Source organism: Gordonia sp. NPDC003504, assembly GCF_053587995.1.
Genome location: NZ_JBSFPC010000016.1, coordinates 21197 through 43178, shown reverse-complemented (window position 1 = coordinate 43178; position 21982 = coordinate 21197). Strand labels below are relative to the sequence as shown.

The 21982-nt window shown below is 67.9% G+C and carries 21 protein-coding genes; 9 read left to right on the top strand and 12 right to left on the bottom strand.

Annotated features, from left to right (window positions below; all coding sequences use genetic code 11):
- Positions 1 to 114: 114 nt before the first annotated feature.
- From ACWDPV_RS21815 to ppgK, 4 genes are all read right to left on the bottom strand, one after another.
- Positions 115 to 321: a DUF7455 domain-containing protein gene (locus tag ACWDPV_RS21815; protein WP_348803585.1), complete on the bottom strand. Its 207-nt coding sequence runs from the start codon at positions 319 to 321 to the stop codon at positions 115 to 117.
- Positions 322 to 571: 250 nt separating this feature from the next.
- On the bottom strand, positions 572 to 1525 hold the full coding sequence (locus ACWDPV_RS21810) for a sulfite exporter TauE/SafE family protein (RefSeq protein WP_449744643.1): 954 nt from the start codon (positions 1523 to 1525) through the stop codon (positions 572 to 574).
- A gap of 354 nt (positions 1526 to 1879) precedes the next feature.
- Positions 1880 to 3346 carry an RNA polymerase sigma factor gene (locus ACWDPV_RS21805; RefSeq protein ID WP_449744642.1) on the bottom strand — a complete coding sequence of 489 codons (1467 nt, stop codon included), beginning with the start codon at positions 3344 to 3346 and terminating at the stop codon, positions 1880 to 1882.
- Between the two features lie 164 nt (positions 3347 to 3510).
- Positions 3511 to 4299 (bottom strand): polyphosphate--glucose phosphotransferase, encoded by a 789-nt coding sequence (gene ppgK, locus ACWDPV_RS21800; RefSeq protein WP_449744641.1) that lies wholly within the window; start codon positions 4297 to 4299, stop codon positions 3511 to 3513.
- Positions 4300 to 4529: 230 nt separating this feature from the next.
- Here ppgK and ACWDPV_RS21795 point away from each other — a divergent pair, with 230 nt between their 5' ends.
- Positions 4530 to 5426, top strand: coding sequence for an inositol monophosphatase family protein (locus ACWDPV_RS21795; protein ID WP_449744640.1), 897 nt, complete (start codon positions 4530 to 4532; stop codon positions 5424 to 5426).
- A gap of 38 nt (positions 5427 to 5464) precedes the next feature.
- Here the strand turns inward: ACWDPV_RS21795 and cei are convergent, their stop codons facing one another.
- A complete protein-coding gene (gene cei, locus ACWDPV_RS21790) occupies positions 5465 to 6181 on the bottom strand; it encodes an envelope integrity protein Cei (protein WP_449744639.1) in 717 nt (238 codons plus the stop codon).
- A gap of 427 nt (positions 6182 to 6608) precedes the next feature.
- On the opposite strand from cei, the gene ACWDPV_RS21785 reads away from it, so the two are divergent.
- Positions 6609 to 6908, top strand: a complete 300-nt coding sequence (locus tag ACWDPV_RS21785; RefSeq protein WP_348803593.1) for a DUF4193 domain-containing protein — start codon at positions 6609 to 6611, stop codon at positions 6906 to 6908.
- A gap of 50 nt (positions 6909 to 6958) precedes the next feature.
- Here ACWDPV_RS21785 and ACWDPV_RS21780 read toward each other — a convergent pair whose 3' ends face one another.
- A complete protein-coding gene (locus tag ACWDPV_RS21780) occupies positions 6959 to 7525 on the bottom strand; it encodes a DUF3093 domain-containing protein (RefSeq protein WP_449744638.1) in 567 nt (188 codons plus the stop codon).
- A 22-nt stretch (positions 7526 to 7547) separates the two neighbouring features.
- Between ACWDPV_RS21780 and dut the strand changes: the two genes are divergently transcribed.
- Positions 7548 to 8045, top strand: coding sequence for a dUTP diphosphatase (dut, locus tag ACWDPV_RS21775; RefSeq protein ID WP_348803595.1), 498 nt, complete (start codon positions 7548 to 7550; stop codon positions 8043 to 8045).
- A 143-nt stretch (positions 8046 to 8188) separates the two neighbouring features.
- Entirely contained in the window at positions 8189 to 9076 is an 888-nt protein-coding gene (locus tag ACWDPV_RS21770; RefSeq protein ID WP_449744637.1) for a DUF3710 domain-containing protein, read from the top strand.
- Between the two features lie 52 nt (positions 9077 to 9128).
- Here ACWDPV_RS21770 and ACWDPV_RS21765 read toward each other — a convergent pair whose 3' ends face one another.
- Positions 9129 to 9875: an alpha/beta hydrolase gene (locus tag ACWDPV_RS21765; protein WP_449744636.1), complete on the bottom strand. Its 747-nt coding sequence runs from the start codon at positions 9873 to 9875 to the stop codon at positions 9129 to 9131.
- 176 nt (positions 9876 to 10051) lie between these two features.
- On the opposite strand from ACWDPV_RS21765, the gene ACWDPV_RS21760 reads away from it, so the two are divergent.
- Positions 10052 to 10426, top strand: coding sequence for an OB-fold nucleic acid binding domain-containing protein (locus tag ACWDPV_RS21760; protein WP_449744635.1), 375 nt, complete (start codon positions 10052 to 10054; stop codon positions 10424 to 10426).
- Between the two features lie 121 nt (positions 10427 to 10547).
- Here the strand turns inward: ACWDPV_RS21760 and ACWDPV_RS21755 are convergent, their stop codons facing one another.
- Entirely contained in the window at positions 10548 to 11207 is a 660-nt protein-coding gene (locus ACWDPV_RS21755; protein ID WP_449744634.1) for a potassium channel family protein, read from the bottom strand.
- A 73-nt stretch (positions 11208 to 11280) separates the two neighbouring features.
- Complete coding sequence (locus ACWDPV_RS21750) at positions 11281 to 11943, bottom strand: potassium channel family protein (protein WP_449744633.1); 663 nt, start codon at positions 11941 to 11943, stop codon at positions 11281 to 11283.
- Between the two features lie 192 nt (positions 11944 to 12135).
- Between ACWDPV_RS21750 and ACWDPV_RS21745 the strand changes: the two genes are divergently transcribed.
- From ACWDPV_RS21745 to dxs, 3 genes are all read left to right on the top strand, one after another.
- On the top strand, positions 12136 to 14145 hold the full coding sequence (locus ACWDPV_RS21745) for an APC family permease (protein WP_449744632.1): 2010 nt from the start codon (positions 12136 to 12138) through the stop codon (positions 14143 to 14145).
- Complete coding sequence (locus tag ACWDPV_RS21740; RefSeq protein WP_449744631.1) at positions 14142 to 15491, top strand: class I SAM-dependent RNA methyltransferase; 1350 nt, start codon at positions 14142 to 14144, stop codon at positions 15489 to 15491. The genes ACWDPV_RS21745 and ACWDPV_RS21740 overlap by 4 nt, the downstream gene beginning before the upstream one ends.
- A gap of 206 nt (positions 15492 to 15697) precedes the next feature.
- Positions 15698 to 17689: a 1-deoxy-D-xylulose-5-phosphate synthase gene (dxs, locus tag ACWDPV_RS21735; RefSeq protein ID WP_449744630.1), complete on the top strand. Its 1992-nt coding sequence runs from the start codon at positions 15698 to 15700 to the stop codon at positions 17687 to 17689.
- A 64-nt stretch (positions 17690 to 17753) separates the two neighbouring features.
- Here the strand turns inward: dxs and ACWDPV_RS21730 are convergent, their stop codons facing one another.
- The 3 genes from ACWDPV_RS21730 to ACWDPV_RS21720 form a co-directional block, all read right to left on the bottom strand.
- Positions 17754 to 18674 (bottom strand): hypothetical protein, encoded by a 921-nt coding sequence (locus ACWDPV_RS21730; RefSeq protein WP_449744629.1) that lies wholly within the window; start codon positions 18672 to 18674, stop codon positions 17754 to 17756.
- Between the two features lie 205 nt (positions 18675 to 18879).
- Positions 18880 to 20166: an HRDC domain-containing protein gene (locus ACWDPV_RS21725; RefSeq protein WP_449744628.1), complete on the bottom strand. Its 1287-nt coding sequence runs from the start codon at positions 20164 to 20166 to the stop codon at positions 18880 to 18882.
- Positions 20163 to 20792, bottom strand: coding sequence for a DUF3000 domain-containing protein (locus ACWDPV_RS21720; protein WP_449744627.1), 630 nt, complete (start codon positions 20790 to 20792; stop codon positions 20163 to 20165). The genes ACWDPV_RS21725 and ACWDPV_RS21720 overlap by 4 nt, the downstream gene beginning before the upstream one ends.
- Before the next feature lie 128 nt (positions 20793 to 20920).
- Here ACWDPV_RS21720 and hemE point away from each other — a divergent pair, with 128 nt between their 5' ends.
- Positions 20921 to 21982 (top strand): uroporphyrinogen decarboxylase, encoded by a 1062-nt coding sequence (hemE, locus tag ACWDPV_RS21715; RefSeq protein WP_449744626.1) that lies wholly within the window; start codon positions 20921 to 20923, stop codon positions 21980 to 21982.

Genomic DNA, 21982 nt, shown 5'->3' with positions numbered 1-21982 from the left:
ACCGGTGGCGCCTGCCACCGGACCCGGGTCGTGGGTCCCTCGGTGTGGAAATCGGGGCCGATCGATCGGGTGTGATCGGATCGGTTGGTCCGGCCGGTTCGGCCGGACACCGGTTCAGACGAGTTCGCCGGCAGATTCGTCGACGGTCGCCTGCAGTTCCACGAGACGTGCCTCGTGCTCATTGAAGTGATGCCGGCAGAAGAGGAGTTCGCCGCCCTTCGGGAGAACGGCACGCACCTTCGCTGCGGCGCCGCAGCGGTCACAACGGTCCGACGCGGTCAACGGCAGGGAGATCGGGGGTGTGGTCGCGATGTCAGGCATTGTTTCCTCCGTCCCGGTCCGGCACTCGCAGGTGCCATTCCTTCTTGAGCCGACACATCCGGGCGATGCATCAACCTCACTGTGTCAGACGTTGTGGGGTTGCGTATTGTTCCGCGCACCCGTCGGCGTGTGTCGTCACTCACCCGTTACACGCGTGCGCCGCCCGCAACACGAGATCAAATCCCTGTTACCGGCGGCGCGACGTGGATCACATTCACCGTGAGCGGAATGTGAAGGGCGGTCGGCGATCTCAGCCCGCGGCGACGGCCGGGGACGGCGCTTCGGTGGCTCGTTCGCGTTCCTCCCGCAGTGCGCTGATGGCGTCGGAGGACTCCAGGTCGCGGTCCCGCAGATATTCGCGCAGCGAGTAGGCGAATGCGGCGGCCCAGGCCACGACGATGACGGTGTAGATGACCGTCTGCGCCGGACGGGGGACGTCGACGAGATCGGCGCGCAGCAGGGTGCGCGTATTCGTCAGGATGATCAGTCCACCGACCGAGGAACCCAGCAGTCGCGGCGGCACATGCCGCACCAGCCACGCGGCCAGGGGTGCGGCCAGCACACCACCGACCAGGATGGCGCCCACCCATGCGAAGTTGATGCCCTGCGATCCGAGGCTCACGAGGAATCCGAGGCTGGCCGCGACCGCGATGATGAACTCGCTGGTGTCGATCGATCCGATGACCTTGCGGGGTTCGAGACGCCCGCTGGCCAGGATCGCCGGGGTGCCGACCGGTCCCCAGCCGCCGCCACCGGTGGCGTCGACGAACCCGGCGACCAGGCCGAGAGGTGACAGGAATCGTTTGCGCAGCGGCTTGCCGAGGTGTTCGCGGGGAATGCCGGAGAAGGTGAAGCGAACCAGGATGTAGAGGCCCAACGCCAGCAGGATGGCGGCCATCACCGGCGCGGCCGCCTCGGTGGACAGGTGCGAGAGGACCGTGGCGCCGACGAATGCGCCGATGGCGCCGGGAAGCGCGATCCGGCGGACGACCTTCCAGTCGACGTTGCCGAACCGCCAGTGGGAGACGCCGGAGACCAGGGTGGTGCCGATCTCGGCGAGGTGGACGGTGGCCGACGCCGCCGCGGGGTTGGTGCCGATCGCCAGCAGCAGGGTGGTCGTGGTGACGCCGTAGGCCATGCCGAGGCTGCCGTCGACGAGTTGGGCGGCGAAGCCCACGAGGCCGATGAGGACGAGAGTGCGCATCAGTGGATGTCTTTCGGTGGTGACGGTGAGGGTGCGAGCCGATCAGCGGTTGCGAGGACAGATCGCGACCGACGGCGCAGGTGTGTGGGGGGCGTGCCCGCGCTCAGGTCACCGACACAGCATGGATGCGACCCGTAACAGGTCGACGACGCGACGGCTGACCAGCACGGGGAGCCCTCGGACGTCGGAAAGCGGCATGCCGGACATCCTATGAGTGACCGGGGCGCGGTACCGCATCGGTGCCGGGGTCGCGATCAGCACGGGCGCAACCCTTGACACGGGTGCCGACAGGGGCCGTGAACGATCAACGCCCCGGCCATGCGGCCGGGGCGTTGATCTGATGATGCGGCGTTGTCAGTCCAGGTAGTCGCGCAGGACCTGGGACCGCGACGGGTGGCGCAGCTTCGACATGGTCTTCGACTCGATCTGCCGGATGCGTTCGCGCGTCACGCCGTAGACCTGTCCGATCTCGTCCAGCGTGCGCGGCTGACCGTCGGTCAGACCGAAACGGAGTCGGACGACGCCGGCCTCACGTTCGGAGAGGGTTTCCAGCACGGACTGCAGCTGATCCTGTAGCAGCGTGAAGCTCACCGCGTCGACCGCGACGACCGCTTCGGAGTCCTCGATGAAGTCACCGAGCTGCGAATCGCCTTCGTCGCCGATGGTCTGATCCAGCGAGATCGGTTCACGCGCGTACTGCTGGATCTCCAGCACCTTCTCCGGCGTGATGTCCATCTCCTTGGCGAGTTCCTCGGGGGTCGGCTCGCGGCCGAGGTCCTGGAGGAGTTCGCGCTGGATACGGCCGAGCTTGTTGATGACCTCGACCATGTGGACCGGGATGCGGATGGTGCGGGCCTGATCGGCCATGGCACGGGTGATGGCCTGGCGGATCCACCAGGTGGCGTACGTCGAGAACTTATAGCCCTTGGTGTAGTCGAACTTCTCGACCGCACGGATCAGGCCCAGGTTGCCCTCCTGGATGAGGTCCAGGAAGGCCATGCCGCGGCCGGTGTAACGCTTGGCCAGCGAGACGACGAGACGCAGGTTGGCCTCGAGGAGGTGATTCTTCGCCCGGTTGCCGTCGCGCGAGATCCAGTTGAGGTCCCGTTTGGCGGCGGTGGACACCTTCTCGCCGGATGCCAGCATGCGCCGCAACCGCTCGGTGGCGAACAGGCCGGCCTCGATGCGCTTGGCAAGTTCGACCTCCTCCTCGGCGTTGAGCAGTGCGACCTTGCCGATCTGCTTGAGGTAGGCACGCACCGAATCGGCCGATGCGGTCAGTTCCGCGTCCTTGCGGGCCTGCCGCAGGGCCTCGGATTCCTCTTCGTCCCAGACGAAGTCGCCGGACTTGGCCTCCTTGGCGTCCTCTTTGGGCTTGGCTGCGGTGGCCTTGGAGGTACCGGTACCGGTGGCGGCGGCCGGTGCCGGCGCGTCGGTCTTGGTGGCGTCGCCGTCGGCCTCGGCATCGTCCTCGTCGTCGTCCGAGTCGTCCTCGGACTCGTCCTCGGCGTCGTCGTCGATCTCGACGTCATCGATCTCGACGTCGTCGAGCTCGGTGTCGGGGACGTCGATGTCGTCGATCGAGGTGGGCTCGTCGTCGGAATCCTCGGTGGCATCGGCGGCGCCCGTGGCCACGGCCTTGGCGGCGGTCTTCTTCGCAGCCTTGCGGGCCGGGGCCTTCTTTGCTGCGGTCTTGCGGGCGGTTGCTTTCTTGGCCGCCTTCTTGGCGACCTTCTTCGCGGGTGCCTTGTCAGCCGCGGGGGCGGTTGACGTCGGATCCTCGACCTCGGCGTCGTTCTGGCGGGTCTGGGTGGCTGCCACGTACAACCTTTCGGATACGAATCGTGTCTATCGTTGCGGCAGCGGTGAGCCGTCGCTGATCAGGGCTTGATCCGGCGTGAAGTCGCCGGTGCGGACCATTGTAACGACACCCTCCGGCCGAATGTGACAAAGGCCTGGTCAGGATGGCTGTGTCAAGGTCACGGTCAGACGCGGAGACCCTGGTTGACGGCCATCGCGGCCCCGACGATGCCCGCGGTGTTGAGCAGGGTGGCCGGCACCACCGGGGTGGAGTTGGTCAGCAGCGGAATCCACTTGTCGGACTTGCGGCTGATTCCGCCTCCGGCGATGAAGAGTTTGGGCCAGAACAGTGCCTCGTACTCCTTGAGAACGGTCGACACCTTCTGGGTCCACTTCCCATACGACCATCCCTTCTCCTCCTTGATCCGTGAGGACGCCTGGTGCTCGGCCTCCTTGTTGCCGACGATGAGGTGCCCGAGTTCGGTGTTGGGCACCAGGGTTCCGTTGATGAGGATGGCCGAGCCGATCCCGGTACCGAAGGTCAACAGCATCACCACGCCGCTGACGCCCTTACCCGCCCCGTAAGCATCCTCGGCCATCCCGGCGGCGTCGGCGTCGTTGAGCACCGACACCTGCCGTCCGCCCATCATCTCGCTGAAGAGGGCGTACACGTCGGTCCCGATCCAGGCGGGATCGATGTTGGCAGCGGTCCGCATCACACCGTCGGTGATCACGCCCGGCAGGGTGATGCCGACCGGTCCGGCCCAGTCGAAGTGGGCCACCACCTCGGCGACGCCCCCGGCGACCGCATTGGGTGTCGCGGGCTTGGGGGTGAGGACCTTGAACCGCTCGCCGACCAGCGCACCCGTGTCGAGGTCGACGATCCCGCCCTTGATGCCCGACCCGCCGACATCGACGCCGAAGCCCAGATTCGTTGCGGTGGTGGGGGAGTCGGGCACTGCGGAGTCGGTCATGGCGAGTCCTCTCAGGCGATGGTCGGGTGCCGGCCGACGATCACGCTCGCCGCGGCGTCTTCAGGCTATCGACACCGCGCGCAGGTCGCAGGGGTGTGCGGAGAACTCTCGTCGGGGGCGCCGGGCCCGACTTGCCCGATCGCACCGTCGGCCGGCGGGTGTGCTCACATGGAACGGTGGAGCACGCAGACAGGCAGGGTGTCGTCGACCATCGGTCCGGGAGTTCGGACGTGTCCGAGGCGGGTGGGGGCGCGGCCGACATCGACCCGGCGTCGTTGGGCGCGGTGGCGGTTGCGGTGGCGCACGAGGCCGCCGCACACGTGCGCACCCGACGGCCGGAACTGTTCGGTGGACCGGGTCCCGGCGCGGCCGAGGACGGCGTCGACGATGCGGTGACGACCAAGTCGACGCCCACCGATCCGGTCACCGTGGCCGACACCGAGACCGAGGCACTGATCCGCGCGATGCTGCATCGGCTGCGGCCCGGTGACCACGTCCTCGGGGAGGAGGCCGGCGGCAGCGTCGCCGTGCCGACCGGAGTGCGCTGGGTCGTCGACCCGATCGACGGGACGGTCAACTTCATGTACGGCATCCCGGCGTATGCGGTGTCGGTGGCCGCGCAGATCGACGGGCGATCGGTGGCGGGTGCGGTGGTCGACGTCGCACGGCGGGTCACCTACTCGGCGACGCTGGGTGGCGGTGCCGTCATGACCGTCGACGGAGTGCGAACCCCGTTGCGATGCAACGCCATCGACGAGGTGGGCCTGGCGTTGGTGGCCACCGGTTTCGGGTACGACGCCCGCCGGCGGCGTGCGCAGGGGGCGCTGGTGGCGCAGTTGCTGCCCAAGGTGCGGGACTTGCGCCGGATCGGGGCCGCCGCACTTGATCTGTGCATGGTCGCCAGCGGTGCCGTCGACGCGCACATCGAACACGGCCTGAGTCCCTGGGATTGGGCGGCGGGTGGGCTCATCGCCGCCGAGGCGGGCGCGAGAGTGCTGTTGCCGCCGCCGGATTCACGCTCGGACGACGGTCATCCCACGATCGCGGTGGCACCGGGGATCGCCGAGAGTTTCATCGCACTCCTCGACTCGGTCGATGCCCGGAGGGCGCTGCCCGCCCAGGCATGATCTGAGGCCGAACCCCGCGCCGGTCGCGGCGGGCGCGATCAGCAGCGCTGGGAATGCACGGCGCTGACCAGACCCGGGTCGACGCCGCTCTGCGGGTTCTTCGGATCCGCCGACCGCAGCGCCTCCAGCGCCGCCTGCGCATCCTGGGACTGCTCCTGGGCCTCGTAGTACTCGCCGAGCGCGACGTCGACGTCGGTGCCGCGACGTCCGTCGTTGACGAGTTGGGCGCACGGGATCGCGAGCCACACCGCCGCCGCGGCCGCCTGTCCGGCCGGGCCGAAGCGGATCTGCGCGACACAGTTGAGATCGTGGTTGGGGTAGAGCGGGTCGTCGCCGTAGGCGGAGTCGCTGGCCGGGGTGAAACCCTGCGCCGTCAGATCGCCCGACGCCGAGCGTGCCGCGCCGCGCTGTGTGGACGCGTTGAGCACCCGCACCTGGAATGTCGACAGCGCCGCCGGAGCGACCTTGAGCATGTCGTCGCGATCGACGACGGTGGAGGTCGGTTGTTCGGCGGAGGTCGGCGCCGGGGCCGCGTCGGCCGGTGCGGAATCGGTGGCGGAGGCACTCGCCGGGGTCGGAACGTTGCAGTCGGTGGGCGTCGCGTCGGCCTCCGAGCCCGCCAGCGCCACCGACCAGGCGATGACCCCCAGGACGGCGAGCACGGCCAACACGATGAGAATGGGCCGGCTTCGGCGTCGGCGATACGGTCGCCCGTTGTGATCGGTGGGGTAACCGGTCGTAATCTGCGAGACCACCGTGGACTGCGCTCCTTCATCGCCAGCGGATTTGGGCCCACTGTAGAGGGTCCGTCCGTCGCCGGATCGGAGGCGGCGCCGACCAGAGATGGCACCGTGACATTCTCCGCGCCCACCGGGTGGCGGAGAGGAACGGGCTGCGTCGAGTGGCGATCGAGCCCGACCGAGCGGCGGTGACCGGCGTGATTGACTCTGTGCGATGTCTCCACTATGCTTCGGGCGCCCGCTCTCCCGAGCCCGAGGCGAGTAGGCATCAAAACGTGAGCAACTTCACAACGATCCGGTGGTCGATGGGTAACGAATCGCCCCGGTCATGACGTTGTAGGTACGCCGGCAAGACAATCCCGGCATGTACGGCACCCAGGGTTCATGACGGTCACAAGCCGAGGACTGCGTGGTGCGCTCCTCCAACCAGGTAAGGCACACAATGGCTACTGATTATGACGCGCCACGACGCACGGAGAGCGAAGACCTGAACGAGGACTCGCTCGAGGAACTGAAGGCGCGGCGCAGCGAGGCACAGGCCGCGGCCGTCGACGTCGACGAGACAGACACCGCGGAGTCGTTCGAACTCCCCGGGGCGGACCTGTCCGGTGAAGAACTGTCGGTGCGGGTCATCCCGAAGCAGGCCGACGAGTTCACTTGTAGCAGCTGTTTTCTCGTTTATCACCGCAGTCGACTCGCCCGTGAGAACGGCTCGTCGATGATCTGCGTCGACTGCGCCTGAGGTCGTCGGGGCGCTGCCCGGCGAACGGCGGGCCGGGTCGCCGGTGACCTTTATGAGGGCGCCGCGGCGTCCGGCACTCCGAGGGCTTCCAGCAATTCGCCGGGCCGACGGGTCGACACCAGCCAGTACGGGGTCGGGTCGTCGGGGTCGTCGAGAACCAACAGCACCATCGTCTTGACCCAGGCGTGGTGCACCAGGAATGCGGCCGGGTCGAGCTGGCGTCCCAGGGCCGCGCTCTTCGCCGAGGCGCTGATCGTCGCACCTCGAGCTATCACCGAACGCGGCAGGCGCGCCTTGCCCGCCCGGAGTTCGCCATCGGTCGTCACCCGGATGCGTGTGCGACCCATCGACCAGAGCGCCAGCGCGCACACGATCGCGGTACCCACGTATCCGAGGTATCCCCATCCCGAACGGTGTGCCGAGAGCTCGATCTCGTGCCCGACCACGCCGGTCACCACCGCCGCGGCCAGCCACCACCACCACGGGACGCTCAGTCGTTCGTCGAAACGTGTGTCGCCCCCGGTGGCCCGATCGGCTGCGGAGCCACCGGCCGACCCGACGGCATTGCCTGCGGTCTGGGCGTCGGGATGGGACTCGCTGGGTTCGGGATCACTCACAGGGCCAGCGTAGTCTGCCAGCGTGACATCAGATCTCACCCCTGGTCCGAGCGACTCGCTGCCACCGGTTCGGGTCCGCCGCCTCGATCCCGATCTTCCGCTGCCGGCCCGGGCACACCCGGGCGACGCCGGCGTCGACCTCTGTTCCACCATCGACCTCGAACTTCCCGCCGGCCGTCGCCAACTGGTCGGCACGGGGATCGCCATCGCACTGCCGGTGGGCACGGTGGGCCTGATTCATCCCCGATCCGGGTTGGCGGCGCGCGCCGGGCTGTCGATCGTGAACACGCCCGGCACCATCGACGCCGGCTACCGCGGTGAGATCAAGGTGTGCCTGATCAACCTCGATCCGAGCGAGCCGATCCACATCGCACGCGGCGACCGCATCGCCCAACTGGTCATCCAGCGTGTCGAGCTCCCGTCGTTCGTGGAGGTCGACGAGCTCGACGAGACCAGCCGCGGCGCCGGTGGATACGGGTCCAGCGGTGGCCACGCCGCACTGTCCGGCCCCGAGTCCTGAAGAACGCGCATCCCCCGACATTTCCGGCCGGCGTCGACCGTTACCGCTGACCTCCGACGTCGCGGTCGGCCCGTCGATTACCCTGCACACGGGAAGGTCGGCACACCGTGGTTCGCGGTGAGGGCAGGAGATTGAGACAGAAGATGGCAGCGGACGACGAACTGCGGGTCGGGCAGGCGCGTGGACCCTACGACATCGACGAATTGGCCACGCCGGCCGAAGAATTGGCGAACTCTCATCTGGATCTGGGTTCGGTGCTGGTCCCCGTGGTCGAGGGGGGACAGGTGACCGTGGAGATGTCCCCGGATCATCAGCCGGAGGCGGTGTACCTCGTCACCCCGCACGGCCGGATCAGCGTGACGGCCTTCGCGGCACCACGGTCACCGGGCCTGTGGCGCGAGGTCGTGCGCGAGCTCGCGGCTTCCCTGCGCGACGAAGGTGCCACCGTGAGCGTCGAGGATGCGCACTGGGGTCGTGAGGTCCTCGCGGAGGTCCCCGGTGGCGCCCACCGCTTCATCGGTGTCGACGGTCCCCGATGGATGGTCCGGTGTGTGGCCAGCGGTCCGGACGAGTCACGGGACCAGCTGAGCCAATTGGCTCGGGCGGTGCTGGCCGAGTCCGTGGTCCGGCGCGGCAAGGACCCGCATCCGCCCCGGGAGATGCTCCCGATCGTCTTGCCGCCGGTCCTCGCCGAGCAGGTGGCCGCCGCACAGCAACAGATGGCGCAGCAGATGGGCGGTGCCGTGCCGCCCGGAGCCGCACCGGGCACCGAAACCTCACCGGTACCCGCCCCGGCTCAACCCGAGGACGTCGCCGAGACCCGCGTCGACAACGATGATGTGGATGGCGATCTCGGTGAGGACATCGACGTCGAACGCATCCCGGGCGGTGCGCTCGAACAGATCGAACAGGCCACCCTCGTGCGTGAGGCCGACCCGGCCGCCGACGTGATCAAGGAGGAGTCCGAGGCGATCCCGCCGTCGTCGGGTTCGGCGATGCAGCGCTTCCGGCGTCGCCGTTCCAAGAGCTGAGCCGTTCCAAGAGCTGAGCCGTTCCCCGAGCTGGATCGGGCCTGGGCGGCGCTCACCGCACGAGTTCACCCCACGCCCGCGCGCAGGAGCGCCCCAGCACGGACGGATTCTGTCCCCACTCGTGTAGACCCACGCGCACGAGGTGCGCCTTGGGTGCCGCGGCACACCAATGTTCCGCGACCTCGAGCGGATGCAGCGGGTCATCGGCTGCCGCGGTGATCGCCAGGGGCACGGCGAGGTGTGCGATGTCGTCGACGGTCGGGGCCCGATACCGCGCGGCCTGCTCCAACTGGCCGACCAGACCCGGGTACAGGGCCCGCCAGCTGCGGGTGAGTTCGGCACCCAGCCACGTGGGACTGCCGTGGCGCATCGCGGCGATCGTGGCCTCCAGCCCATCGATGCGCAGCGCCCGTGCGGTCGCCGCGGCGCTCTGGGCGGCGAGCGTCCAGTCGCCGACCCCGCTCCACGCCGGCAGGGCGGCCCACACCCCGGCGCACCGATCCGACCCGTCGGGGGCCCGGTCCGACCCGCCGCGGCCAAGTGCCCAGTCGAGGGCGATGGCGGCTCCGATCGAGATGCCGCCCACCAGAATCCGGCCGTACCGTTCCGCCGATTCGTCCAGGCGCCGGCGGTGACCCCCGAGGAGATCCTCCTCGGGTTGCAGGGCGATCAGTTCCACACCCATCCGCGCGGCGGCCGCACCGAAAGCCCGCCGGGCGAAGTCGGCGTCCGAGCCTGTTCCGGGCATCACGACGAGCGCCGACACCGCGGTGTGAGACCTGCCATTCGTGCTGGTCACGGCGTGTATGTCATTCGCGGGCATGCCACGATCATGCCGTGCGTTGTACGCGTCGTGAGCTTGGGTCTACGCTGAGGCCAAGCACCCACGTCGGGGCGTCGAGTACTACATCAAGGCCCGGCCCACAAGGCACCACGACCCCGACTGGGCGAAGGCACATCGTCTTGGAGGTTGCGATGCCGACAGCCGGATATCTCAAGCGGCTGACGAAGCGGTTGACCGAGGATCTCGGCAACGCCGATGCGCAGCAGATCGCTGCCGAATCCGAAGCGACCGGCGCTCAGCGCGCCGTCGAGTGTTGCCGCGGTGACGAGGTCACCATGCACGGGGAACTGCGATCGGTGGAGATGTGTTCGCGCACCGCCAAGAGCGGAGTCCGGGCCGAGTTCTTCGACGGAACCGACGTCGTGATGCTGAAATGGCTGGGACGCAACCGGATCCCGGGAATCGAACCGGGCCGGAAGTTGACCGTACGGGGTCGCCTCGGCGAGCATGACGGCACCAAGGTGATCTACAACCCGTACTACGAGCTCTACGGCGACGAGGACTGACGGAGCGCACCACGAAGGCGGCCCACTGCGGCCGCCTTTCTGCTGCCCGGCGAGCAGTGCCCGGCTCGACGTGCGGGCTCTACCGTTGCCGCCGGGGGCTGTGTGCCCCTGGATCTGGCGGCTACTCGATCCGCATCGCGGCGTGCAGCGCGGGTTCGGCCTCGGCCGGTGCGATGAACACCAGTTCGTCGCCGCCCTCGAGCGGATCGTCGCGTTCGGGCACGATCACCCTGCCGCCGCGCAGGATCGCCACGAGCGCAGCATCTCTGGGCAACTGAAGCTTGTGAACGGGGCGGCCGGCGAGTGGCGTGTTCGCAGGCAACGTGAGTTCGACCAGGTTGGCCTGTCCCTGGCGGAATGTCATCAGGCGCACCAGATCTCCCACGGAGACCGCCTCCTCGACGAGCGAGGCGAGCAGCCGCGGCGTCGACACCGCGACATCGACGCCCCACTCCTCGCCGAAAAGCCACTCGTTGCGGGGGTCGTTGACCCGGGCGACCACCCGATTGACGGCGAACTCCGTCTTCGCGAGAAGACTCACCACCAGGTTGGCCTTGTCGTCGCCGGTCGCGGCGATCATCACGTCGAAGGACTGCAGATTCGCCGACTCGAGATTCGACAGCTCACAGGCGTCGGTGAGTAGCCATTGCGCGCCGGGGACGGCGTCGGTGTCGATGTGATCGGACTTGCGCTCGAACAAGGTGACCTCGTGCGAGTTGACGAGCAGCTCGCGGGCAATCGATCGCCCGACGGCGCCGGCACCGGCGATGGCGACTCTCATGACGTTCTCCTGTCGAAGACGGTGGTGACGGGGCGGATGGGCAGCCCATCAGATCAATGGCCGTTGTTGGTGGTCAGTCGTCGGTCAGCGGAGCGGCCACCAGTGCGCGTGTCTCCGGCAACCGGTCGAGCAGCACCGCGGCGAACACCACATCGCTTTGCTGCAGAACGGTCTTCGCCTCCGGCAGCACCGGCGTACCGACGCGGTTGAGGAAGGCGATCCGGGCGCCGGTGCGCTCCTGGAACTTGATCGAACTCGTCCCGATCCACGACTCGTGGATGTCGAGTTGCGCGATCGCCAACGTCCCCGACGGGTCACGCCACTCGGTGGTGGTCGAGGTCTCGCCGAGGGCCGAGACGAAACGTTCGGTGGTCCACGGCACCGTCGCCACCGTCGGGATGCCGAGGCGTTCGTAGACCGCCGCGCGTTTGGCGTCGTAGATGCGGGCCACCACGCGTTCGATGTCGAAGGTCTCGCGTGCCACGCGCGCGGAGATGATGTTGGAGTTGTCGCCGGAGGAGACGGCGGCGAAGGCGTCGGCTTTCTCGATTCCGGCGCGGATCAGCACGTCTCGATCGAATCCGACACCGACGATGCGATCACCGGTGAAGGCATCGCCGAGGCGCGCGAAGGCCGATGCGTCACGATCGATCACCGCGACCTCGTGCCCACGCTTCTGCATGGCCATCGCCAGCGCCGATCCGACTCGTCCGCAGCCCATGATGACTACTCGCACAGCGGTCCTTTCACGGTGCACCCTTTCCGGCGATCACTTGCCTGTGGGGTTCGCCCACGACTCGGCGGCGCAGGGATTCATCGACGCCACCAACGACCGCGTCGTCCATGCAGAGATGAACCTACCCGTACTGCCCGGCCGATGATGCGAGTCCTGGTGGCCTTCGGGTATCGCAGGTTCTAGTGTTGCCTGGTGTCCACCGTGTCAAAGGTGTCCGTCGCGACGAAACGTCTGCTGCTGGGACGTCCATTCCGCAGCGACAGACTCGGCCACACACTGCTGCCCAAGCGCATAGCGCTACCGGTGTTCGCGTCGGACGCGATGTCATCGGTCGCCTACGCGCCGCAGGAGATCTTCCTGGTCCTCTCGGTCGCCGGGTTGTCCGCCCTGGCGTACACACCGTGGGTGGCGATCGCGGTCGCGATCGTGATGGCGGTCGTCGTCGCCAGCTATCGACAGAACGTGCACGCCTATCCCTCCGGTGGCGGTGACTACGAGGTGGCCACCGTCAATCTCGGTCCCACCGCGGGCCTGACGGTCGGCAGTGCGCTGCTGGTCGACTACGTCCTCACCGTCGCGGTGTCGATCTCGTCGGCGGCGGAGAACATCGGCGCGGCGATACCCTTCGTGCACGAGCACCGCGTCTGGTTCTGTGTCGCGGCAATCATCGTGCTGGCGGCGGTGAATCTGCGCGGGCTCAAAGAATCCGGGTCGGTGCTGGCAATTCCGACCTACGCCTTCATCTTCGGTGTGCTGGGCATGCTCATCTGGGGATTCCTGGAGATCTTCGTTCTGGGACGCGACGTGCAGGCCGAGACCGCGAACTTCGAGATCAGGGCCGAGAACAATCACCTGATGGGTATCGCGTTCGTGTTCCTCATCGCGCGTGCGTTTTCGTCCGGATGCGCGGCGCTGACCGGTGTGGAGGCGATCAGCAACGGGGTTCCGGCCTTCCAGAAACCCAAGTCGCGCAACGCCGCGACTACGCTGCTCCTTCTCGGCAGCATCGCGATCGTGCTGCTGCTGGGCATCGTCTTCCTTGCCGAGCGGATCGGCGCGAAATACGTGATGAATCCGGAGACCGACCTGATCGGTGCGCCCCCCGGCTACCAGCAGGAAGCCATGATCGCCCAGTTGGCGCACGCTGTCTTCGAGGGTTTTCCGATCGGGTTCTATTTCGTCGCGACCGTGACCGCCCTGATCCTGATGCTGGCGGCCAACACCGCCTTCAACGGCTTTCCGGTGCTCGGGTCGGTGCTCGCCCAGGATCGTTATCTGCCCCGCCAGATGCACACCCGCGGCGACCGGCTGGCCTTCAGCAACGGCATCGTGTTCCTTGCCGTCGCAGCGATGGCCTTCGTGATCGCCTTCGGTGGTGAGGTGACCGCGCTCATCCAGCTCTACATCGTCGGCGTGTTCGTGTCGTTCACCCTGAGCCAGACGGGCATGGTGCGGCACTGGACGCGGTTGTTGCGCACCGAAACCGACCCGAGTGCGCGTCGGCGGATGATGCAATCCCGGGTGATCAACACGGTGGGTCTGATCATGACGGCGACGGTGCTGGTGGTCGTGCTGATCACCAAGTTCACCGCCGGCGCCTGGATCGCGATCCTGGCGATGGTCATCCTGTTCGTGATCATGAAACTGATCCACCACCACTACGCCTCGGTCCAGCGCGAGCTCGAACGTGCCGCCGACGAGGACGAGCAGGTGTTGCCGAGCCGGACCCACTCGGTGGTGTTGGTCTCCACGCTGCACCTGGCCACCAAGCGGGCCCTGCTGTATGCCCGCGCCACCCGCCCCGACGTGCTCGAGGCGATCACGGTCAACGTCGACGATCGCGACACTCGGCGGCTGGTGTCGGAGTGGGAGGCCAGCGACATCCGGGTGCCGCTCAAGGTGATTGCGTCGCCCTATCGTGAGATCACCCGCCCGGTGATCGATTACGTCCGTCGCGTCCGACGAGAGTCGCCCCGCGATGTCATCACCGTGTTCATTCCGGAGTACGTGGTGGGGCATTGGTGGGAGCAGATCCTGCACAACCAGTCGGCTCTGCGGTTGAAGACGCGCCTGCTGTTCGAGCCCGGGGTGATGGTGACGTCGGTGCCCTGGCAGCTCACTTCGTCCGAGCGCCGCAAGGCGGATCTGTCCTACAACGCCCCCGGTGACACCCGGCGTGCCCTGGGTGGCCCCGACTCGTGAGTGCGCCCGAGTTGCTGACGTTGGCTGTGCAGCGGCCCGCGAACGGCGGCACCGCCATAGCCCACGCACCCGACGGCCGGGTCGTGTTCGTCCGGGGCGCGATTCCCGGTGAGACCGTGACCGCGACGATCGTCGGAGAGAAGCCGGGATTTCTCTCCGCGGAGATCTGCGACGTTCTCGATCCGTCGCCCTATCGCATCGAAAACCGTTGTCCGGCAGCGGTTCACGGAGCAGGCTGTTGCGACTTCGCGTTCGTCGCGGCGGCCCACGCGCGAACTCTGAAGTCGCAGGTGCTCCGTGACGTCCTGATTCGGGTGGGCGGCTTCACGCCGGACACCCTCGACGTTCTCGAGGATGCGTCCGCGGCGGTTCGCGCACTCGACGACGCCGAGGTGGGTTGGCGGATCCGCACCCGACTGACCGTCGACGCCGACGGTCGTGCGGGGGTGCACGAACGAGGGACCGCGGGAATCGTCGTCGGACACCCCTGCGCGCAACCCGATTCGACGATGATCGTCGGCGTCGACGCCGGATACACACCGGGCGCCGAGCTCGCCATCGTGCTCGACGACGACGGTCACCGTCACATCACCGAACTGGCACCACCGAGTCCCGGAGGCGGTTCCGGTGGTCGGCGTCGGGCAACGCAGCGTCGAGGCACGGACCGGCGGGGTGCGGACCGCCGGTCGGCGCAACGACGTCGACGCGGTCGTGAGGGCGCTCGTGCGCTGACCGTGCTCGAGGGAGAGGCGGCCGCGGTGCACCGGGTGGGGGGCCGTAGCTGGCGCATCCCGGTGACCGGTTTCTGGCAGGGTCACCGCGCAGCACCTTCGGTGTATGCTGCGACGGTCGCCGAGTTCGTGCGGCGGTATCTCGGGGGTGTCGGCGTCGGGACGGGTGAGCCGGTGACGTGCTGGGACCTGTACGGCGGTGCGGGTGTGTTCGCTGCTGCTCTCCTCGACGACGTCGGTGCCGGTCGGGTGGACATCGTCGACTCCGACGGCGGCGCACTTGCGGCCGCCGAGGTGACCTTCGGTGACGATCCGCGGGTGCGGTGCCATCGTGGCGAGGTGGCGGAGGCCATCGGTGACCTTCCCACACCGGATGTCGTGGTTCTCGACCCGCCGCGGACGGGCGCCGGGGCACGGGTGATCGACGGCATCGTCGCCGCGGGTCCACCGGTGGTGGTGCACGTCGGTTGCGACGTCGGCCGGTTCGCGCGGGATCTGCGTCTGTGGACCGCCCGGGGATATCGGGTGCGAGCCATTGCGGGGTTCGATGCATTCCCTCTCACGCACCATCTGGAGGCCATCGCAGTACTGGTGCGGTCGACCTCACTCGTCTGAGGGTTTGTCGCCGTCGGGCTGACACCGCGACATCCGTAGACTGACACAGATGACCTTCGTCGCCTCCCGGCGTCGAGGGACGAATCCCCCGGGTCGAACCGGTGGGTTCGTGGTCGGGGGCCTGGAGCTCAAGGGTATTCACCGGGGCAGCCCGCCGGTGTGGCGCCGGACCCGCCGACCGTGGACGACAACATGATGGAGGAGTGATGGGCCAACTCGAGCACATCAATTCACCGGCGGATCTGCGTGCGCTCTCGCCCGAGGACGTCACCGCGTTGGCGAGTGAGATCCGCGATTTCCTCGTCGAGAAGGTGTCGGCGGTCGGCGGGCACCTCGGACCGAATCTGGGTGTCGTCGAGCTGACCCTGGCGCTGCATCGTGTCTTCCATTCGCCGATCGATCCGGTGATCTTCGACACAGGGCATCAGTGTTATGTGCACAAGATCGTGACCGGCCGGCGTGACGGGTTCGATTCGTTGCGGCAGAAGGGCGGCCTCACCGGGTATCAGGATCGTGCCGAGAGCCCGCACGACTGGGTCGAATCCTCACACGCCTCGGCCGCGTTGTCGTACGCCGACGGCCTCGCGAAGTCGTTCGCGCTCACCGGGCAGGACGAGCGGACCGTGGTCGCCGTCGTCGGTGACGGTGCGCTCACCGGCGGAATGTGCTGGGAGGCCATCAACAACATCGCCGGTGCCGATCGGCCGGTGGTGATCGTCGTGAACGACAACGGTCGATCGTATGCCCCGACCATCGGCGGACTCGCCAAACACCTGTCCGGACTGCGGCTGCAGCCGGGGTACGAGCGCGTGCTCGACGAGGGACGCAAGGTGGTGCAGAAGCTGCCGGTCGTCGGCGACCCGGCGTACGCGCTGCTTCACGGGATGAAGAGCGGCTTGAAGGATCTGCTTGCGCCGCAGGCGATGTTCACCGATCTCGGCCTCAAGTACGTGGGACCGGTGAACGGCCACGACGTGGAGGCACTCGAGTCGGCGTTCCGCCAGGCCAAGGCCTTCGGCGGGCCGGTGATCGTGCACACGGTGACCCGCAAGGGCATGGGGTATGCGCACGCGGAGAATCACGTTGCCGATCAGATGCACTCCACCGGAGTCATCGATCCCGCCACCGGCCGTGCCAAGACCGTGTCGCCGCAGGATTGGACGTCGGTGTTCTCCGCTGCGCTGATGGAGGCCGGCGCCGCCCGGGACGATGTGGTGGCGATCACCGCCGCGATGCCCGGCCCGACCGGACTGGCGCCCTTCGGCGAGCGGTACCCGGACCGGATGTTCGACGTGGGGATCGCCGAACAGCATGCGATGACCTCGGCGGCCGGGTTGGCACTGGGCGGTCTGCACCCGGTGGTCGCGATCTATTCGACCTTCCTCAATCGTGCCTTCGATCAGTTGTTGATGGATGTCGCGCTGCTGAAACTGCCGGTGACGCTGGTCCTCGATCGTGCCGGGATCACCGGCCCCGACGGTCCGAGCCATCACGGAATGTGGGATCTGTCGCTACTGGGCCTGGTTCCGGGGATCCGCGTCGCCGCACCTCGTGATGCGGTGCGGCTGCGAGAGGAGTTTGACGAGGCCTTGGACATCGGCGACGGACCCACTGCGCTGCGATTCTCCAAGGGTGCTGTGCCGGAAGACATTCGGGCGATCGAGCGTCTGGATGACGGGGCTGATGTGCTGCGGCGGGGCACCTCGCCGACTGAGCCGATCGGCGGTGACGTTCTCATCGTGGCGGTCGGCGCCTTCTGCGCGTTGGCCCTGGATACCGCGGAGCGACTGCGGAGTCAGGGAATCGAGGCCACCGTCGTCGATCCTCGATGGGTGTTGCCGGTCCCGCCATCGGTGGTCGAACTCGCCGGTCGTCACCGACTCGTGGTCACACTGGAAGACAGCGGTGTGCACGGAGGCGTCGGATCGGCGGTGGCCGCTGCACTGTCGGATGCGGATGTGACTGCGCCGGTTCAGATCCGGGGGATTCCTCAGCAATTCATCTCTCACGCTTCCCGCGGTGAGATCTTGTCGGAGCTCGGTCTGACCGCGCAGGACTTGGCGCGGTCCATCACGGCCACGGTCTCCGGAATGCAGGTGACCCCCGGACTCGACCGTGCTGCGCTCGACGATTCCGAACTCGATGTGGCGCATGACGACTCGACATCGGCGGAACTGGAGACACCGGACGCGGACTGACGCGTCCTCCGCACGGTCACAGTGATTTTGCGGCGGCGTGGTGCGTCCAGGCAGCAAGGCTGGTTCAGGAGGTGTCGAGCCGGTGGTGGATCCGGCCGCCGGCCTGGACTCGTTTGATTCGGCTGTTGCGTGGGTTGCTGCCGACGGCGGCCGGTTCCTCGAGCTCACGTTCGCGGTCGACGCGGCTGGGACGGATGCCGCCATCACGGATGCGGTGCTCGCGTGGCTGACTTTCGGTGGTCGGGTCGCGGACCCGGACTCGGGTGCGCGAGGCACACTCCAGCCCGGCAGTGGTGTCGGGGTCGTCGGGATCGTCGGTGATCGCAACACCGTCTCCGTCGAAGATGACCAGGTCGATGTCCCCGGTGTCGGTGACACCGGGTTCGTCGGGGTGCTCGACACCTGCGGCGTCGGGCCTGTCCCGTTGGTCGGGTGGTCGGGGCTCGACGGGATCGGATTGGGCAGCGCCTGAATCGTCTTTGTCGACGCCTGGTTCGGGCTGGTCGGCGACGCCTGACTCGTGGTCGTCGCCCTCATCAAAGCTGTCGACAACGTTGGACCAGTCGGCGGCCGGAGCCGGATGATCTTTCGAAACACCACGATCGGATGGGGTTTCGGCCCCGACGGTCGGTGCCGCGTCCTCGTGGTCGGACTCGCTGTCAGCGTCCGAACTCGCCGAGTTGTCGATGTCGGCGGCGGTGGCGTCGGAATCGACCGACTCGGCCTCACCACCTGCGTCACCGTCAGCCGCGTCGGCATCGACGCTCTCGGCGTCAACCACGTCGGCGTCAACCACGTCGGTGTCTGCGGGTTCGGTTGCCCCGGCACCACTACCGGCGTCGGTGCTGGTGTGGTCGCGGTGGATGTGGTCGCGGATCTGGTCGAGTTCCTGCTTGTAGGGGGGCGGTGATGTCAGGGTGGTCGTTGACGATTTTCGGGGTTGTCGGGCGTGGCTGGTACGGCGTTGAGTTGCCAGGATGTGCATGGACCAATGGGATTGGGGTGGTCAAGTTCTCAGAATGAAGGGCTCGACCGGCGGGTGAGGGGAGGGTCTCGGCCGGCCGGATGGGAGTGATCGACCGGCGCGGGTTGGTGAGCTGGGCCGGTGAGATTGGGGGTCGATCAGTGGATTAGATTCTCACCCAACTGCTTTGGGGTTCGCCGATCGGACCGGAGTGCGCGGCCGAAGGTCAGTCGGTTCCGTTCGAGTCGGCGGCGGAGTCGTCGATGCTGTTGAGTGCGCCGGCAATTGGGTCTGCGGTCAGCGTGCGTTGCCAGCCCCGGGCATCTTCTGCGGCCAGGCGCTCGTTTACCGCTTCCGCGGTGACCGGCACCGGTAGTCCCTCCCAGCACAGCTGCCGGACGAGTTCCGGGTGGAGCAGGTTCTCGGCGGGGAGATTGTTGGCCTCGGCGATTTCCTTCACCAGCGGACGGACTCGTGCGGCGCGCGCGGCGGCCTCGGGATTGCGCTGCTCCCATCGGCTTACCGGAGGTAGACCCGTCGTCGGGATCTTTCGCGGGGGGAGTTCGGCTTCGGGCATGTCGCGTGCGCGCAGCAGGGCCGACAACCACGTTCCCGACTGCTTGCGTTGGCGCGGCCCGCCGAATACGGGTAGACGGATGAGCTCGGCCGCGGACTGCGGTCCGGCCGCTGCGGCGGTCACGATCGCCGAATCGGGCAACACGCGTCCCGGCGCAACATCTCGTCGTTGCGCGATCTCCTCACGCGCCGTCCACAATTCGCGCACGGCGGCAAGGCCGCGCGCGGTCTTGATCGTGTGGATGTTGGCCGTTTTGCGCCAACGATCCCTTCGCGGCGGCGATGCCGGCCGCGCCAGGACGTACGCGAATTCTTCGCGGGCCCACTCCTGCTTTCCGGCCTCCGACAAGGCCGCATCCATGGCGTCCCGCAATTCCACCAACACCTCGACGTCGAGTGCGGCGTAGTTGAGCCACTCGTCGGGAAGGGGTCGACGTGACCAGTCGGCAGCGCCATGCCCCTTCTGCAGGCCGAGCCCGAGGAACTGCTCGACCATCGCGGCGAGGTTCACCCGAGTGAGTCCGAGAAGTCGGCCCGCGAGTTCCGTGTCGAACAGTTCCCGGCCCCGGAATCCGACCTCACGCAGACAGGGGAGGTCCTGATCGGCGGCGTGCAGAACCCATTCCGGTCCCTCGAGAACGTCGATGAGCGGGGTGAGTGCGTCGGGATGTTCGATGGGATCGATGAGAAAGCTGCCGGAACCGTGACGACGGATCTGGATGAGGTAGGCCCGCTGGGAGTACCGGTAACCCGACGCGCGTTCGGTGTCCAACGCGACCGGACCGTCGCCGGCCGCGAGTTGCTCAGCGGCACGGGCGAATTCCGTCGGACTCGTCAGTACCGCCGGCACCCCGTCGCGCGGTGCGAGCAGCGGCGTCGTGGCCGGCCGGTCATCTTCGGGGCCGTCGGGTGTATCGGGTGGGGCCGGATCGTTCACGCGGACCCGAGTTCGGTGACCCCGACCGGTGGAAGGCCCGCGGCCGAGGCCAACACATCGCAGAAGGCCTCGAGATGACCGCCGAGACCGTCGGCCGTCGGTGCCGTCCATGACGCCCGCAACTCCAGTTGGTGTGCGCGCGGTGGACCGGCGATGTCGCCGTAGCGGACCGAGCTGGTCGACGTCACGGTGCCGCCCAACGCGGTCACGCTCACGGCCGAACCACCCGGATGCCCGTCGTCGGACGCGGTGTGGCCGACCGGCACGCCGAGCGCATCGGACAACCAACTCCACGCGACCTCGGGCAGCAGCGGGTCCATCGCGAGAGCCGCCTCCATCTCCGCCTGGATGTAGGCGACCAGGCGCATCGTGCCGTTCCACGCGTCCTGGCCATCGGGGTCGTAGAGCAGGATCAAACGGCCGAAGGCGCTGCCCTGCGAGTCGGTGTCGACGTCGTCGGAATCGGGTGGACTGACCTCGGCGCCGACGGCATAACTGAAGGGTGCGAGACGCTGGGGTGGGCGGATGGGTCCGACCTCGATGTCGCGGCGGATGCGGGCGGAATGCAGCGACTCTACCGCGATGCGGAAGTCGGCAGGCTCCGTCGGAGCTCCGGAGGAGGTCACGCTCCCGACAGTATGACGAGGACCACGCCCGGCGATGGAGGCGCGCCGGGTGATGACCCGACCGCAGGGTCCGACCGATCGGGCTCCGCGGACCGGATTGTGCTGCGGACATGGCAGAGTGAGTACCGATGTCGCACACACAAGCAACGCGCCGAACCCACACCCGAATGCCGCTGGTCGCGGCCGCACGCGGCCAGACCCCGACGCGCCGCCCGGTGTGGTTCATGCGGCAGGCCGGGCGTTCGCTGCCCGAATATCGCGCGATCCGCGCCGATCACGGGATGCTCGAATCCTGCTTCGACCCCGAGCTGATCTGTGAGATCACCATGCAACCGGTCCGGCGCCACGACGTCGACGCGGCGATCCTGTTCTCCGACATCGTGGTTCCACTCAAGGCGGCGGGTATCGACCTCGACATCGTGGCCGGCACCGGACCCGTCATCGCCGCGCCGGTTCGGACATCGGCCGACGTCGAGGCCTTGCCGCGACTCGAACCGGGCTCGGTCGGTGCGGTGGCGCGGGCGGTGCGCCTCATCCTCGACCAGCTCTCCGAGACCACCGCGCTGATCGGATTCGCCGGTGCGCCGTTCACCCTCGCGTCTTACCTGATCGAGGGCGGCCCGAGCCGGAACTACGTTCACACCAAGGCGTTGATGCGGTCCGAGCCCGCGACCTGGCACGCGCTGATGGGGCGTCTCGCCGACATCACCATCACCTTCCTGCAGGTGCAGCTCGACGCCGGTGTCGACGCGATCCAGGTCTTCGACTCGTGGGCGGGAGCGCTCAGTGCCTCCGACTACCAGACCTACGTCGCGCCGCACACCGCCCGGGTGTTCGCCGAGGTGGCACCCTACGACGTGCCGCGCATCCACTTCGGCGTGGGGACCGGAGAGCTCCTCGCCTCGATGGCGGCGCCCGCCGACGTCATCGGCGTCGACTGGCGGGTGCCCCTCGACGAGGCCGTGCGCCGCGTCGGATCCGGTAAGGCGGTGCAGGGAAACCTCGATCCGACGGTCCTGTTCGCCGGCCCGACCGTCGTCGAAACAGAGATCAAGCGGGTCATCGACGACGGCACACGCGCCCTCGCCGCCGGCGCGACCGGCCACATCGTCAACCTCGGTCACGGAGTTCTGCCCGACACCGATCCGGACGTGCTCACCCGCGCCGTCGAACTGATCCACGCGCTCTGA

What these genes read in the sequence shown, in the direction of transcription:
- ACWDPV_RS21815 (WP_348803585.1), bottom strand. Translation starts at nt 321, where the DNA reads ATGCCTGACATCGCGACCACACCCCCGATCTCCCTGCCGTTGACCGCG.
- ACWDPV_RS21810 (WP_449744643.1), bottom strand. Translation starts at nt 1,525, where the DNA reads ATGCGCACTCTCGTCCTCATCGGCCTCGTGGGCTTCGCCGCCCAACTC.
- ppgK (WP_449744641.1), bottom strand. Translation starts at nt 4,299, where the DNA reads ATGACCGACTCCGCAGTGCCCGACTCCCCCACCACCGCAACGAATCTG.
- ACWDPV_RS21785 (WP_348803593.1), top strand. Translation starts at nt 6,609, where the DNA reads ATGGCTACTGATTATGACGCGCCACGACGCACGGAGAGCGAAGACCTG.
- ACWDPV_RS21770 (WP_449744637.1), top strand. Translation starts at nt 8,189, where the DNA reads ATGGCAGCGGACGACGAACTGCGGGTCGGGCAGGCGCGTGGACCCTAC.
- ACWDPV_RS21760 (WP_449744635.1), top strand. Translation starts at nt 10,052, where the DNA reads ATGCCGACAGCCGGATATCTCAAGCGGCTGACGAAGCGGTTGACCGAG.
- ACWDPV_RS21755 (WP_449744634.1), bottom strand. Translation starts at nt 11,207, where the DNA reads ATGAGAGTCGCCATCGCCGGTGCCGGCGCCGTCGGGCGATCGATTGCC.
- dxs (WP_449744630.1), top strand. Translation starts at nt 15,698, where the DNA reads ATGGGCCAACTCGAGCACATCAATTCACCGGCGGATCTGCGTGCGCTC.
- ACWDPV_RS21730 (WP_449744629.1), bottom strand. Translation starts at nt 18,674, where the DNA reads ATGCACATCCTGGCAACTCAACGCCGTACCAGCCACGCCCGACAACCC.
- hemE (WP_449744626.1), top strand. Translation starts at nt 20,921, where the DNA reads ATGTCGCACACACAAGCAACGCGCCGAACCCACACCCGAATGCCGCTG.